This window comes from uncultured Treponema sp., from assembly GCF_934725225.1.
Lineage (GTDB): Bacteria > Spirochaetota > Spirochaetia > Treponematales > Treponemataceae > Treponema_D.
Map to the genome: position 1 here is coordinate 465,813 of NZ_CAKVAM010000001.1, position 14,875 is coordinate 480,687.

Consider the following 14,875-nt stretch of genomic DNA (forward strand, 5'->3'; position numbering starts at 1 on the left):
ATGGAAAGCTACGGAGAAATTTTACGCAATGCCCGTGAAGAAAAAAAAGTTTCCATGGAAGCGATTGAGCGTGCAACTGCGATTACAAAAAATTATATAGATTCACTTGAAAATGAGCGTGTTGAAGATTTTCCGGGGGAATCTTATTTTATAGGATTTCTTTCAAATTATTGTGAATTTCTTGGGCTGGACAAAGATGAAATTTTGCGGCTTTATCATGCAAAAAAAATTCAGGAATCTCCAGTTCCAGTTGAGCTTCTAAAAAAACAGAAGCCTGTTTTTCTTGTTCCAGTGATTGTCGCGTCGGTCATTTTGGTTTTGGCGGCGGTTGGAATTTATATTTATTTCAGCGTGTTGAAAATTCCGCAGAAAAAAGAACTCAAGGCAAGAGAGCAAGTTGAAAAAGAAAAAATCCATCAGTATCAATTTACCGGCAAGCCCGAAACAAAACGTCTTTACAAAGGCGACCAAATTCTTGTTCCTGCAAAGCAAGGCAAGGGAAATATTGTTTTGACAGTTGGTGGAACTTTAGGAAATCTTTCAATTCTTACGCCTTCTGGAAATCAAATTGTAGAGCTTAGCGAGGAACGTGATATAGATATTGACGGAGACGGATTTGCGGATTTGATTATTTATTTGAGCGATGTTTCAAATGACAATGAAGCGAACGGCGCGGAAGTGAGAATTCTTGAAAAATCTATTGAAAATTCTTTTGTTGCACTTTCAGATGGAAAGTCCGGAACAGAACTTTCAGAAATTCCTGCGGCTTCGGCTGTAAAAAACAATGCTAACAGAACGGTAATCCACGAAGACACGCGCGCTTATCCGTTTACAATAAATGTTACATTCCGCGGTTCTTGTCTTTTCAGATATAAAAGCGACCGTCAGGATTATGTTGAAGGCTATTACAAAAGCGGCGAGCTTGTTACAATTACTTCAAACAACGGAACTCGTCTTTGGATGAGCAACATCAACGCTTTGAAAATTCATGTTATCGCAGGACTTTCTTCTTATGATCTTGAAGTTGGACGCGCAGGTGAAGTTCAGGCGGAAGACATAAAATGGGTTCGCGACAGTGACGGAAAATATCGTTTAGTGGTGCTTGAACTTGACTAGTAAAAAATTTTTTCTTGACCAGCATGGCTGCGCAAAAAATCAGGTTGACGGCGAGCTTATAATGAACCGGCTTTCGAGCCTTGGATTTGAGCAAGTTTTTGAGCCTGAAAAAGCTGACCTTATTATTGTAAATTCCTGCGGATTTATTGAAAGCGCAAAAAGGGAAAGTCTGGATTCCCTTATGGAAGCGCGTTCTGCTTTTCCGAATGCAAAAATTCTTTTGGCAGGCTGTCTTGCCGAGCGTTATGCGGATGTCTTTAAAAAAGATTTGCCTGAAGCGGACGGAATTGTTGGAAACGGAAATTTAGAGCTGATTGATTCCGCTGTAAAAGATTTGTTTGAAGAAAAACGTCCGGTTTTAAAAGCTGAACAAAAAGGAGTTTGCTGCGGCGAACGGAATTCACTTTTGTCTTTTAAAGGAAGCGCGTTTGTAAAAATCACAGAAGGCTGCGACAACAGATGCTCGTTCTGCGCAATTCCTGTTATACGCGGAAAACTTCGTTCAAGAAATTCAGATGAAATTGTCGCGGAAATAAAATCTCTTTTGTCCCGCGGAATTTTTGAAATCAATTTGATTGGTCAGGATTTGGCGGCTTATGGTTGCGGCGAAGAAGACAAAGAATTTTCTTCTGGAAAAAACTGGCATGAAATAATTTATAAAAATTTAAAAAATCCTGTTTGCGCGGAAGAAAATTTTTATGAGAAAAACGGCGAGTCTCCTTTGTGCAGTTTGATAAAAAAAGTTTCCGCGCTTGAAGGAAAATTTTGGATTCGGCTTTTGTATATTCATCCTGATCATTTTAACAAAGACATTCTTGAAGTTATGAAAAACGATTCAAGATTTCTTCCTTATTTTGATATTCCGTTTCAATCTGGCGATGACAAAATAATCCGCGCCATGAACCGCAAGGGCAGCTTTGAAAATTATACTTCGCTCATAAAAACAATCCGCTCTTATTTTCCTGAAAGCTGCATACGCACAACTTTTCTTACAGGTTTTCCCGGTGAGACAGACGAAAATGCTTTGCGTACAGAAGAATTCTTAAAGTCAATAAAAAGCGACTGGTCTGGATGTTTTCCTTACAGCAGGGAAGAAGATACAGCCGCCGATAAAATGAAGTCTCAGGTTTCTGCAAAAAAAGCAAAATCAAGAGCTTTACGGCTGGAAGAAATTCAGCATGAAATAACTTCCGAAAATTTAAAAATGCGCTGCGGAAAAATTTACGATGTTCTCATTGAAGAAATAATTGAAAACAAAGACGGCACTGATGAAGGTCTTGCAATCGGGCGTGCTTGGTTTGATGCGCCGGAAGTTGACGGAGCTTTTGTTGTGCGCTATGACCTCGACAATGAAAACGCCGTGAAAAAAATAATTCCGGGAGCTGTTGTAAAAGCAAAGGCTCTTGCCGCATCCGACGTTGATGTTGACGGAGAATTTCTTGAATGAACGCGGAAGATTATCTTTCAGTTTTAAATAAAGAGCAGCGGGAAGCAGTTGAGCATGAAGGAAGTCCGCTTTTAATTTTGGCTGGAGCAGGCTCTGGAAAAACCCGGGTAATCACAACAAAAATTGCGTATATGATTTCGGAGCTTGGAATAAATCCGGCTTCGATTCTTGCTGTTACATTTACAAAAAAAGCCGCAGAAGAAATGAAAGAGCGTGCCATAAATCTTGAGCCGCGCGCGCAAAAATCCCAGATAAGAACATTTCATTCGTTTGGAACTTGGTTTCTTCGTCTTTATGCAAAGGACTTTGGATTAGAAGTTAACAATGCTTTTATAATTTATGACGAAGATAACATGGAAAAACTGATTTCAAAAGCAGTTCCTTCGCTTACAAAAAAAGATGCATCGCATTATGCAAAAAAAATTGCGCTGGCAAAAGACTATTGCCTTCTTCCCGGAGACTTGGAATTGAGCCGGATTTGCGACGAGCCGATTTTTTCTGAAGTTTATGAAAAATATCAGAACCGACTTAAAAAAAATAAATGCTTAGATTTCGGCGATTTGATTTTGCTTCCGTATTTGATTTTAAAAGAAAATGATTTGATTAGAAAAAGTTTTCATGCGCGCTACAAAGTTATTTTGGTTGATGAATATCAGGATTCGAACGTTGCGCAGTTTAAGCTTTTGCAGGAACTTTCCGGCGTCAATGAAAATTCTGGAACTTATGTTTGTGTTGTTGGCGATGACGATCAGAGCATTTATAAATTCCGCGGTGCTGAAATTCAAAACATATTGAATTTTAAAGATGAATTTCCGGGAACAAAAATTATCCGCCTTGAAACAAATTACCGCTCGACTTCTGAAATTTTAAATTGCGCTGGAAATGTTGTAAAAAACAATTCCGGCCGCCTTGGAAAAGAACTTGTGTCTGCGCGCGGAAAAGGAAAAAAGCCGGCTTTGGTTTTTCTTCCGTCGCAAGATGACGAAACTGAATTTTGCTACAGCCTTATTGAGCAGGCTTACGAGCACGGAATTCCTTACAGCGATTGGGCGATTCTTTACAGAACAAATGCGCAGTCGCTGGGTTTTGAAACGGAATTCCTGCATAAAAAAATTCCTTATGAAGTTGTTGGCTCTTTGAAATTTTATGAGCGTGAAGAAATAAAAGACATTATTTCATGGCTTTCGTTTATTGTGAATCAGCGGGACGAAATTTCTTTTAGGCGGATTGTAAACAAACCTGTACGCGGAATCGGAAATACGACGCAGGATAAAATAATCGAAGCTTCCGACGGAAATTCAATTTTGAATGGCGCGGAATCTTTAAAGCTTTCAAAAAAAGCAAAAGAAGGATTTGATTTTTTTAAATCGCTTGTTGAAAAATTTTCCGCTGAATTGCCGGATGTTCCTGTAACTTCAGAAGCAGCGTTGCTTGCAGGTCAGGCGATAAACGAAAATAATATTATTTCCGCGGATGAAAAAAAACTTTCAGAGTTTGTTGAAAAAGTTGTAAAAGAAAGCGGGCTTGAAGAATTTCACAAAGACCAAGATGAAGAAATCGGCACGCAGAAAATTGAAAATCTTCAGGAGCTTGTAAACAGCGCGGTTTTGTATCCTTGCACAAAACAGGGACTTTTGGATTTTCTGGATCACATAAATCTTGACCGCACTTTAAAAACTGAATCCGAAGAAGAAAATCAAAAAGACAAAGTTACTTTGATTACGCTTCACAACACAAAGGGACTTGAGTTTAAGCGCGTGATAATAACTGGAATGGAATCTGGAATTTTTCCGCGCGAAGGAAAAACAGAATCAGAACTTGAAGAGGAACGCCGTCTTTTTTACGTTGGAATTACGCGGGCAAAAGATGAGCTTTATTTTACTTCATGCGGAGTCCGCCGGCTTTTTGGAAGAACAAACTTTATGATTCCAAGTCCGTTTCTTGCCGAGCTTGGAAATGAAATCCGCATACTTGGACAAAAGCCAGATTCATTTTCCGCCAGCCGCACAGAAAAAAGTCCGCTTGAAAAGAAATACTGCATGGGGGCTTGCGTTTTCCATGATGATTACGGACACGGACAAATTATAAGAACCAGCTACAGCGATGAAGGCGAGTACGTTGTTACTGTAAGTTTTGAAACTGGAGGAATTAAAAAATTTTTTCCGAAGTATCAAAAAAATTCTTTACTTGTTGAAGACGACTTATGAAATTTATTTTGTATCTCTGTCTTACTTTTGTTTTTTTATTTGCTTCATGCTCTGGAAAAATTGAGCCAAGAACGCAAACTGCAATGGACACGCTTTGCACGGTCAATGCTTTTGAAGATGGAACAAAAAAACTTTACGATGAAATTTTTGAACGTCTTGCGCAGATTGAAAATGAATTCAGCGCGACTTTGCCAGATTCAGAAATTTCGCGGATAAATTCAATGGCAGGAATTTCCGCAGTAATGACAAACGAAGAAGTTTTGAATGTTCTGGACTTTGCTTTGAAAACTGCCTGGATTTCTGACGGCGCGTTTACTCCGGCTGCAGGTCCGCTCGTTGACTTGTGGGGCATAAATACAGACCATCAAAAAATTCCTTCGCAAGCTGAAATAAATAACGCTCTTGAACTTGTTGATTTTGGCTGTGTGGGACTTTCCAGAGATTCAGTTTTTTTGCGGAAAGTCGGAATGAAAATAAATCTTGGCGGAATTGTAAAAGGTTTTGCCGCGGATGAAGTCTGCAAGATTTTAAAAATGCACGGCGTTAAAAAAGCTGTTGTGGATTTAGGTGGAAACATTTACGTTTATGGAAAAAAATCCGATGGCAGCAAATGGACTGTTGGAATAAAAAATCCTGATTCTCCTTCAGCCGCTCCTCTTCTGCGTCTTTGCATAAATGAAAATTCAGTTGTTACAAGCGGAAGCTACGAGCGTTATTTTGAAGTCAGCGGAAAAAGATACCATCACATTTTTGATCCTGCGACTGGATTTCCTGCGGATTCTGGAATTGTTTCTGCGACTGTAATTTCTCCATCGAGCATTGCGGCGGATGCGCTTTCGACTGCGACTTTTGTTCTTGGCGTGGAAAAATCTTTTAAGCTTCTTGAAAAATTCAAAAAAGAATTCGGCACGGACATTTCATTTTTTTTTATTTGCAAGTATGGTTCAGTTTTTGCTTCCGAGGATTTAAAAGGCTCTTTGGAATTTGTTCAGGACGATACAAGAAAAATAATTTTTGTTCCTTAAATAACTTGCATTTAACTGCGAAAAATTTTTGTGCACATCGATTCAGTTTTCTGTTATAATGTAAAAATGGCTAGAGAAAGATTGAGCAGCAGACTTGGATTTATTCTGCTGAGCGCAGGCTGCGCTATTGGGTGCGGAAACGTCTGGAAATTTCCGTGGATGGTCGGTCAGAACGGAGGCGGCGCGTTCGTTCTTGTTTACCTTGCTTTTCTTGTTGTGCTAGGGCTTCCGGCTTTGACAATGGAATTCGCGCTTGGAAGAGCGTCCCAGGCAAGCCCGGTCAGAATGTACCAGAAGGTTGAAAAGCCAGGCTCAAAATGGCACATTCACGGCTATGTCTGCCTGCTTGGAAATATTTTTTTGATGGCGTTCTACACGGTCGTTACAGGCTGGCTGATTTACTATTTTGTCTCGTTTGTGGCAGGAAAGTCAGGCGAGCTTAGCTTTGGCAAAATGATTTCAAATCCAAAGTTAAACGTTGGCTATCTTTTTATCGCGGTTGCGGTTTGCTTTTTGATTCTCACGCGGAATCTCCAGAGCGGACTTGAACGGATCACAAAATACATGATGGTTCTTCTTTTGGTCTTGATGACAGTGCTTGCTGTGCGGAGCATTTCTCTTCCAGGCGGCGCAAAAGGTCTTTCATTCTATCTCGTTCCTGACTTCAAGAAGCTCACAGTTCCGGTTGTGGTTGGTGCGATGAACCAGGCGTTCTTCACTCTTTCGCTTGGAATCGGCGCGATGTCGATTTTTGGAAGCTACATCGGAAAAGACAGAAGCCTTATGGGAGAATCAGTAAAAGTCATTATTCTTGACACTTTCGTTGCGGTTACGGCAGGACTGATAATCTTTCCGGCGTGCGCATCGTTCGGAATCGCGGTTGACGCAGGCCCGTCACTCCTTTTCAACACGATGACAACCGTCTTCAACAACATGGGAACAGGAAGACTCTGGGGAAGCCTTTTCTTTTTGTTTATGGTCTTTGCGGCGTTCTCAACAGAGCTTGCCGTCTGTGAGAATATTCTTGCGTGCGTACGCGAGATGACAGGCTGGTCGCGAAAGAAAGGCTGCGTAATCTGCGGAACAGGCATTTTCTTAATCGCGCTCACAACCGCGCTCGGCTACAGCGTGCTCCATTTTCACCCGTTCGGCGAAGGCTCGGCTTGGCTTGACTTCTGGGACTTTATCGTGAGCAACAACCTTCTTCCGCTAGGCGCACTTATTTTCGCGGTTTTCAGCTGCAGCAGCAGATTCGGCTTAGGCTGGGAAAAGCTCGTTCAGGAAGCGAACGAGGGCGAAGGCCTAAAAGTGAAAAACTGGATGAAGCCAATCTTCGCATACTTTGTTCCGCTTTGCATAATCGCAATCTACATAATCGGCCTTGCGACGTTCAAGTGGAGATAATTAAAGCGAGTCTCTGAAGTTTCCCGAAAATGAATTTTGATTTTAAGGAACTTCGGGATTTTCCCGAACGCTGTTTTTAACGAAAAATGAGAGTCGGCAACGTCCCGAAAGCCGTTTTTAGCTGAAACTGATATTCGGGATTATCCCGAAACACGTTTTTTAACGAAAGCGGCAATCGGGAGCGTCCCGAATCGCAAATTTGCAAAAAACCACAATCGGGATTTTCCCGAAACTCAATTCTAATTTTCACTTTCGGGAAAAAAGCCGGAGCTGGCGCAAGTTAAATGCTTAGGCTAGTCCGGCTGTATTTTTTTGAGCTAGAGATTTGAATATCCCATCAGGTATTCATCGATTTCTCTTGCGCATTCCCTTCCTTCTGCAATTGCCCAGACAACAAGCGACTGGCCTCTGTGCATATCGCCTGCTGTAAAGACTTTGTCTATTCCCGTGAAGTATGAGCTTGCGCCGGAAGTTGCGACTGTGTTTCTTGCGGAAAGCGGTGCGCCGAATGCGTTTGCGGTGTAATCTTCGCAGCCAAGAAATCCCGCGGCAATCAAAATCAAGTCGGCTGGAAGTTCTTTTTCGCTTCCTTCGATTTCGCAGAGAGTACGTTTTCCGTCTACGTTTTTGAATTCAACCTGAACTGTTTTTATTCCGCAGACTTTTCCGTCTTTCTGATAAACTTCCTTGATTGTTGTTTTGTAAACGCGCGGATCATGCCCGAATTTTTCAATTGATTCCTGTGCCCCGTAGTCTGTCTTTAAGACTTTGGGCCACTGAGGCCACGGATTGTTTGGCTGACGTTCTGCCGGAGGACAGGGCATCATTTCAAGCTGAGTTACGCTTGCCGCGCCGAGCCTTATGCTTGAGCCTGTGCAGTCGTTTCCTGTGTCTCCGCCACCAAGAATTACCACGTGCTTTCCTTTTGGGTCAAAGAAGTTTTTATCTGAAAAGTCTGAGTCCAAGAGGCTTTTTGTAACGCTCTTGAGCCAGTCCACAGCGAACATTATTCCATGTGCATCGCTTCCCTGTGCGGACAGGGGACGCGCTTTTTTTGCTCCGCAGCACAAGGCGACCGCATCGTATTCAGAAAGAAGCTGCTTGGCATCCACGTTGCGCCCGACATCGGCGTTCGTTATGAATGTAACTCCTTCCGCTTTCATAAGATTGACCCTGCGCTCCACGATTTTTTTGTCTAGCTTCATGTTCGGAATGCCGTACATCAGAAGTCCGCCGATTCTGTCATCGCGCTCGTAGACGGTTACATTGTGTCCGCGGCGGTTCAGCAAGTCGGCAACGGCAAGTCCTGCAGGTCCTGAGCCGATTACCGCGATTTTTTTGTCGCTTCTAACTTTTGGAATCTGAGGCTTCATGTAGCCTGACTCGAACGCCTTCTCGATTATGTAAAGCTCGTTGTCGTGAATTGTTACAGCTTCTTTTATGTCGCCGCCGTTTCCGCAGTTGCAGGCTTTTTCGCACAATGCGGGGCAGACTCTTCCTGTGAATTCCGGGAAGCTTGAAGTTTTTAGAAGCCTCCAAGCCGCCATGTCGTACTGTCCTTTGTAAAGCGCATCGTTCCATTCAGGAATAAAATTGTGGAGCGGACATCCCGTCACCATTCCTGCAAGTTTGATTGCGCTTTGGCACATTGGAACTCCGCAGTTCATGCATCTTGCCGCCTGTTCCCGCCGTTCCTTGTCGTTAAGATGATTGTGGAATTCCTTGAAATTCTTTATGCGTGAAGAAGGTTCAATCCAGGAATCCTCAACGCGCTTGTATATCATAAATCCGTCGTTTTTACCCATAGTGTACCCCTGACTTTTTCTTATGCAGTGAGCTTTTTAAAAGCTTCAAGGACTGCTTCATCGTGATTCAAACCGCGCTCTTCGCCCTTTGCGATTTCCGTCATCATCTTCTGATAATCATTAGGAACGATTTTCTTGAAGTGCCTGATGTAATTATCAAAGTCCTTAAGAATTTTCTTTGCAAGCTCCGAGCCGGTTTCTTTTTCATGACGCTGAATCAAGTCCTTTATGATTTCAATGTCGTGGCTGTCTGAAACTTCTGTCATGGAAACAAGCTGCTTGTTCAGTCTCAGATACAAATCGTGGTTCTCGTCCAGAACATAAGCGGTTCCGCCACTCATTCCCGCGCAGAGATTTTTTCCTGTTCCGCCCAAAATTACAGCAGTTCCGCCTGTCATGTATTCAAGTCCGTGGTCGCCGCAGCCTTCTACAACCGCAACCGCCCCGGAATTTCTTACGCAGAAACGTTCGCCTGCAATTCCGTTTATGAACGCGCTTCCGCTTGTAGCTCCGTACAAGGCCACGTTTCCGATGATGATGTTTTCTTCGGCTTTGTAAGTTGCCTTTGCTGAAGGGTGGACTACGATTTTTCCGCCGCTCAAGCCTTTTCCGAGGTAGTCGTTTGCGTCTCCTGTAAGGTTCAGCGTAAGGCCTTTCGGAATGAATGCGCCGAATGACTGTCCGCCGCCGCCTGTGCAGTTCACAACGTAGCTGTCTTCTTCAAGCGATGAGCCGAAAGTTTTCTGAATCTCTGAGCCGAGAATTGTTCCCACCGTTCTGTCCGTTGAAGAAACTGAAAGTTCAAAAACGCCCTTCTTTGCTTTCTTTGACTTTTCAAATGCCTTTAGAAGTTTTGCCTCGTCTACAGTTTTTTCAAGATGGAAGTCAAAAATGTCCGCAGGCTCAAAATGTGTCTTTGCATCTTCCGGAGTTTTCCAGCCGATGATTCTGCTCATGTCCACAAGGTTTGCCCTAGGGAACGCGCTTTTTTCTTTGAGGGCAAGAAGCTCCGTATGTCCGCACATTTCGTCAATGCTGTGGAAGCCGAACTTTGCCATGATTTCGCGCAACTCCTCGGCAATGAACTTCATGAAATTTTCAACATATTCAGGTTTTCCTGTAAATCGTTTTCTAAGCTCGCTGTTCTGGGTTGCAACGCCGAACGGACAAGTGTCAAGGTTGCAAACGCGCATCATTGCGCAGCCCATTGTGATAAGAGGAGCTGTTGCAAAACCGAATTCCTCCGCGCCCAAAAGACAGGCAATCGCAACATCGCGGCCGCTCATAAGTTTTCCGTCCGTCTCAATCACAACGCGCGAACGAAGTCCGTTCTGAATCAACGTCTGGTGAGTTTCCGCGAGCCCTAATTCCCACGGAAGCCCTGCATGATGAATTGAAGAAATTGGAGCAGCTCCAGTTCCGCCGTCGTGTCCTGAAATCAAAATCACCTGCGCACCGGCCTTTGCAACACCAGCCGCAATCGTTCCGACACCAGCCTCTGAGACAAGCTTAACGGAAATGCGGGCGGCACGGTTCGCGTTTTTCAAGTCGTAAATCAGCTGCGCCAAATCTTCAATTGAATAAATATCGTGGTGCGGCGGCGGCGAAATCAAAGAAACGCCCGGAGTTGCGTAACGGGTCTGCGCAATCCAAGGATAAACTTTCTTTCCCGGAAGATGTCCGCCTTCTCCAGGCTTTGCTCCCTGCGCCATTTTAATCTGAATTTCCTTCGCGCTAAGCAAATATTCTTCCGTAACGCCGAAACGTCCGGACGCAACCTGCTTTATTGCAGAATTCGCCTCAGTTCCAAGACGCTCAGGCTTTTCTCCGCCCTCGCCAGAATTTGATTTTCCGTGCAGGTGGTTCATCGCCAAAGCCATGCAGCGGTGCGCTTCCTCAGAAATTGAACCGTAGCTCATAGCTCCTGTCTTGAACCGTTTTACAATTTCGGAAACCGGCTCAACTTCGTCTATGCTGATTTCTTTTCCTTCAGGAAAGCTGAATTTGAGCATTGCGCGCAAAGTGTGAGGATGCGCATTGTCGTCAACCAAGGCCGTGTATTCCTTGAATCTTTCGTAGCTTCCCGTGCGGGTGGCTTCCTGCAGCGCGATAATCGTTTCCGGTGAATAAAGGTGGTCTTCGCAAGTCGGTCCGCGGCGCAGCTTGTGGTTTCCAACCGAATCAAGGTGAGTGTTCACTGCAAGTCCGAGCGGATCAAATGCCTTGTTGTGATGGAAGTTCACATCCTCGTCAATTTCTTTAAGACCGATTCCACCGACGCGGCTGACTGTGTTTGTAAAATACTCGTCGATTACGTCCTTGCTGATTCCGATTGCCTCGAAAATCTGCGCGGACTGATAAGACTGAATTGTTGAAATTCCCATCTTCGCGGCGATTTTTACAATTCCGTTTATGATTCCCTTGTTGTAGTCTTCGATTGCGGTGTGGTAATCCTTGTCCAAAAGCTTCTGGTCAATAAGCTCGGCAATGCATTCATGCGCAAGATAAGGATTTACCGCGCGCGCTCCGTAGCCCAAGCACATCGCAGCCTGATGGACATTTCTGACTTCCGCCGACTCAAGGATGATAGAGATTGCCGTGCGCTTTTTTGTGCGGATCAGATACTGCTCAACTCCGCTGACTGCAAGAAGGCTTGGAACGGCGACGTGGTTTTCGTCAACTCCGCGGTCGCTCAAAATGATTATGTTGCTTCCGTTGTGATATTCACGCTCGATTGCGACAAAAATATTGTCCAGAGCCTCTTTAAGCGAAGTGTTTTTATAATACAAAAGGGAAACAACCGCAGTTTTCAGTCCGGGACGGTTCAAGTTTTTGAGCTTGAGCATATCGACGCCGGTCAAAATCGGATTGTTTATTTCAAGAACTGTGCAGTTTGCGCTTTTCGGCTCAAGAAGATTTCCGTCTGTTCCAACGTAAACTGTTGTGTCTGTAACAATTTTTTCACGCAGAGAGTCAATCGGCGGATTCGTAACCTGGGCGAACAGCTGCTTGAAGTAGTTGAAAAGCGGCGGATGCTTGTCGCTCATGACTGCAAGCGGCGTGTCTATTCCCATGGCTCCAGTCGGTTCAACTCCGTTCTGCGCCATCGGAAGAATCATCTCGTTTACATCTTCGTAGTTCCAGCCGAACGCACGGTACATTATGTCGCGCTCTTCCTGCGTGTAGACCGGAATTTTCTTGTTCGGAATCACAAGATCCTTCAGCTTCAGAAGATTAAGGTTGAGCCATTCGCCGTAAGGATATAGATTTATGTACTGCTTTTTCGCTTCCTCGTCTGAAATAAGACGCTTCTGGACTGTGTCAACAAGAAGAATTTTTCCAGGCTGAAGACGTGATTTCTTTACAATGTTTTCTTCCGGAATGTCAAGAACTCCAACTTCCGAAGAAAGAATGAGCATATTGTCTTTTGTAATATAGTAGCGGCTCGGGCGAAGTCCGTTTCTGTCAAGAGTCGCCCCGACAAAATCTCCGTCGCTGAAAAGAATCGCGGCGGGTCCGTCCCAAGGCTCCATCATCGTTGCCCAGTAATGGTAGAAGTCGCGCTTCTGCTGGCTCATCGTCTCGTCGTTTTTCCAAGGCTCAGGAATGCAGACCATAACTGCAAGCGGAAGCGGCATTCCGTTCATCACAAGGAATTCCAGAGTGTTGTCGAGCATCGCCGAGTCAGAGCCTGTCGCGTCCACAGCCGGAAGAATTTCACGGAGCTCCTCGTCCTTGAAAACAGGCGAGTCAAGAGTTTCCTCTCTTGCAAGCATTCTGTCAACGTTTCCGCGGATTGTATTGATTTCTCCGTTATGCGCAATGAATCTGTTCGGATGCGCCCTCTGCCAGCTCGGCTGTGTGTTCGTGCTGAATCTTGAATGAACAAGCGCAAGGGATGAAGTGTAGTCTTCGGACTGAAGGTCTTTGTAGAAAGTTCTCAGCTGCTGAACAAGGAACATTCCCTTGTAGACGATTGTGCGGCTTGAAAGCGAAGCAATGTATGTGTTCAAATGCGAATGCTCAAACTGGCGGCGCAGAATGTAAAGCTTGCGGTCAAAGTCAAGTCCGCGGCTGATATTTTCCGGACGCTCGATAAAGCACTGCATTATGCAAGGCATACAGTCTTTTGCGCGCTGACCAAGAACATCAGGATTTACAGGAACTTTTCTCCAGCCAAGGAATTTGAGATTTTCCTTTTTTGCAAGGACTTCAAGCATTTTCATCGCCTGCGAGCGGATATATTTGTCCTGCGGAAAGAAGAACATTCCAACTCCGTAGTCGCGCGCTTCTTTAAGTTCTATTCCGATTTCCTTTGCAGCCTGCTTAAAAAACTGATGCGAAATCTGGACAAGAATTCCGACTCCATCGCCGGTCTCGCCGGTGGCATCTTTTCCAGCGCGGTGCTCCAGCTTTTCAACTATGCACAGCGCATTATCCACGATTTTGTGAGTCGCCGTGCCGTCAATGTTTACAACCGCCCCGATTCCGCAAGCGTCATGCTCAAATGACGGATCATACAAAGTTTTGTTTTTTTCAGTCATAGTAACCCCTTGCATAAAAAAAAGGCGCTTTGCAAAAAACAGACAGTTAGCCTGCATTCTACAAAACGCCTTCGTTTCGTTCCTTAGAATATATAAAAAATTAAATAAATTATCAAGAGATTGGCAAAAAAATATTGGCAATATTGCTGGCGGATTTTAGTTTGAAATTGCATCGAAATTGCTTTCTTTGCTTTTTCCTTCTATATTAATGAATATTCCGTTTGGCAGGCAGGCGGCCCATTGTCCGTTTGCGCTTATTTCTCCGCTTTGAATGCAGTTTTTGTTTTCGCAAGGTGAATCTAAAAATTTCGCTTTTCCATTTTCAACCTGAATTGAACTTTCTCCAAGAAGTCCTTTGAATTTGTAAATTCCGTCTTTTGAAAGGCTGTAAACAAATTTTTCTTTTGGAGTCTGCACAAAAAGTTCCGCCGCCTTTTCACTTTTTTTTCTGAACAAATTGAAAAACGAAAAAAAAATCACAGTTAAAAAAATCAGAATAAACACAATGTCGAATATTTTCAAGCGCAAGTTCATATAGATTTTTTTACAAACTCAAGAATTGTTTCTGCATATTTTATGGCATTTTCAGTATCAATTTCTGATATTTCTAAAGGATATGGATAGCGAGATGTAACAGAATAGTTTTTTAATACGGCGCATTCAAGCGTTAAAGTATCAAATTGATGAGAAATGTTTTTGCAATCATTTTGTAAAAGCATTAAGTCATGGGTTCTTTTTACTTCATGGTTGTTTTTAATTAAAAATGCTTTTAATGCTTTTTCGGCACATTGCTGGCAGTGGTAGCAAATGATTTCTAAGGGCTTTGGATGCATTGAGCAAAGATATTTTGCAGATGATATGTCTTTGTCTGCATATTCAATCCATTCTTTGACAGTTCCATATATTTCATTAGGCATATATTTTGATTCCCTTGTTGAAAACTTCTTTTTCAATGTATGGCAATGAACTTCGCTTTTTAAAATCACTTTGGCTGCCTACTAAAATATCTACTGGCCGTTTTTGATTTTTGCTTATTGCCATGTTTATTTTTGTCATTGCATCTAAAGGACGCATTGAGTTATCTGGAATTACAACGTAAATGTCAAAGTCGCTGTTTTCTGAAGGAGTTCCATTCGCATAAGAACCAAAAAGAAATATTTCTTTTACAGAAACCACGCTTAAAATTGATTTTGTTATTTCTTCTAGCTCTTGCTGAATTTCTTTTGTTATATTTTTTTCTTTCATTAAAACAAATATAGCACATATCGAATGAAAAATATAGTTTAGTTTTTTTTTCACATAACAAACCGCAATTTTTTTAATCTGA

10 protein-coding genes are annotated in these 14,875 nt (G+C 43.2%); 5 read left to right on the top strand and 5 right to left on the bottom strand.

What is annotated here, in order from left to right; genetic code table 11:
• From Q0H92_RS02260 to Q0H92_RS02280, 5 genes are all read left to right on the top strand, one after another.
• Nucleotides 1-1,116 carry a helix-turn-helix domain-containing protein gene (locus Q0H92_RS02260; RefSeq protein ID WP_296011333.1) on the top strand — a complete coding sequence of 372 codons (1,116 nt, stop codon included), beginning with the start codon at nt 1-3 and terminating at the stop codon, nt 1,114-1,116.
• Complete coding sequence (rimO, locus tag Q0H92_RS02265; protein WP_296011336.1) at nt 1,109-2,563, top strand: 30S ribosomal protein S12 methylthiotransferase RimO; 1,455 nt, start codon at nt 1,109-1,111, stop codon at nt 2,561-2,563. Before Q0H92_RS02260 ends, rimO begins: the two co-directional genes overlap by 8 nt.
• Entirely contained in the window at nt 2,560-4,770 is a 2,211-nt protein-coding gene (locus tag Q0H92_RS02270; RefSeq protein ID WP_296011339.1) for an ATP-dependent helicase, read from the top strand. Before rimO ends, Q0H92_RS02270 begins: the two co-directional genes overlap by 4 nt.
• Nucleotides 4,767-5,795 (top strand): FAD:protein FMN transferase, encoded by a 1,029-nt coding sequence (locus tag Q0H92_RS02275; RefSeq protein WP_296011342.1) that lies wholly within the window; start codon nt 4,767-4,769, stop codon nt 5,793-5,795. The genes Q0H92_RS02270 and Q0H92_RS02275 overlap by 4 nt, the downstream gene beginning before the upstream one ends.
• Nucleotides 5,796-5,861: 66 nt before the next feature.
• On the top strand, nt 5,862-7,199 hold the full coding sequence (locus Q0H92_RS02280) for a sodium-dependent transporter (RefSeq protein WP_296011345.1): 1,338 nt from the start codon (nt 5,862-5,864) through the stop codon (nt 7,197-7,199).
• A gap of 317 nt (nt 7,200-7,516) precedes the next feature.
• Here Q0H92_RS02280 and Q0H92_RS02285 read toward each other — a convergent pair whose 3' ends face one another.
• The 5 genes from Q0H92_RS02285 to Q0H92_RS02305 form a co-directional block, all read right to left on the bottom strand.
• Nucleotides 7,517-9,004 (bottom strand): glutamate synthase subunit beta, encoded by a 1,488-nt coding sequence (locus Q0H92_RS02285; RefSeq protein ID WP_296011348.1) that lies wholly within the window; start codon nt 9,002-9,004, stop codon nt 7,517-7,519.
• Between the two features lie 20 nt (nt 9,005-9,024).
• Nucleotides 9,025-13,548, bottom strand: coding sequence for a glutamate synthase large subunit (gene gltB, locus Q0H92_RS02290; protein ID WP_296011351.1), 4,524 nt, complete (start codon nt 13,546-13,548; stop codon nt 9,025-9,027).
• A 156-nt stretch (nt 13,549-13,704) separates the two neighbouring features.
• Nucleotides 13,705-14,082, bottom strand: coding sequence for a NusG domain II-containing protein (locus tag Q0H92_RS02295; protein WP_296011354.1), 378 nt, complete (start codon nt 14,080-14,082; stop codon nt 13,705-13,707).
• Nucleotides 14,079-14,465 carry a HEPN domain-containing protein gene (locus Q0H92_RS02300; protein ID WP_296011357.1) on the bottom strand — a complete coding sequence of 129 codons (387 nt, stop codon included), beginning with the start codon at nt 14,463-14,465 and terminating at the stop codon, nt 14,079-14,081. Before Q0H92_RS02300 ends, Q0H92_RS02295 begins: the two co-directional genes overlap by 4 nt.
• Entirely contained in the window at nt 14,458-14,793 is a 336-nt protein-coding gene (locus Q0H92_RS02305) for a nucleotidyltransferase domain-containing protein (RefSeq protein ID WP_276779454.1), read from the bottom strand. The genes Q0H92_RS02300 and Q0H92_RS02305 overlap by 8 nt, the downstream gene beginning before the upstream one ends.
• Nucleotides 14,794-14,875 lie beyond the last annotated feature (82 nt).

Excerpts from the sequence above, each read along its gene's own strand:
- Q0H92_RS02260 (WP_296011333.1), top strand. The coding sequence starts at position 1 with ATGGAAAGCTACGGAGAAATTTTACGCAATGCCCGTGAAGAAAAAAAA.
- Q0H92_RS02270 (WP_296011339.1), top strand. The coding sequence starts at position 2,560 with ATGAACGCGGAAGATTATCTTTCAGTTTTAAATAAAGAGCAGCGGGAA.
- Q0H92_RS02275 (WP_296011342.1), top strand. The coding sequence starts at position 4,767 with ATGAAATTTATTTTGTATCTCTGTCTTACTTTTGTTTTTTTATTTGCT.
- Q0H92_RS02280 (WP_296011345.1), top strand. The coding sequence starts at position 5,862 with ATGGCTAGAGAAAGATTGAGCAGCAGACTTGGATTTATTCTGCTGAGC.
- Q0H92_RS02285 (WP_296011348.1), bottom strand. The coding sequence starts at position 9,004 with ATGGGTAAAAACGACGGATTTATGATATACAAGCGCGTTGAGGATTCC.
- gltB (WP_296011351.1), bottom strand. The coding sequence starts at position 13,548 with ATGACTGAAAAAAACAAAACTTTGTATGATCCGTCATTTGAGCATGAC.
- Q0H92_RS02295 (WP_296011354.1), bottom strand. The coding sequence starts at position 14,082 with ATGAACTTGCGCTTGAAAATATTCGACATTGTGTTTATTCTGATTTTT.
- Q0H92_RS02300 (WP_296011357.1), bottom strand. The coding sequence starts at position 14,465 with ATGCCTAATGAAATATATGGAACTGTCAAAGAATGGATTGAATATGCA.
- Q0H92_RS02305 (WP_276779454.1), bottom strand. The coding sequence starts at position 14,793 with ATGAAAGAAAAAAATATAACAAAAGAAATTCAGCAAGAGCTAGAAGAA.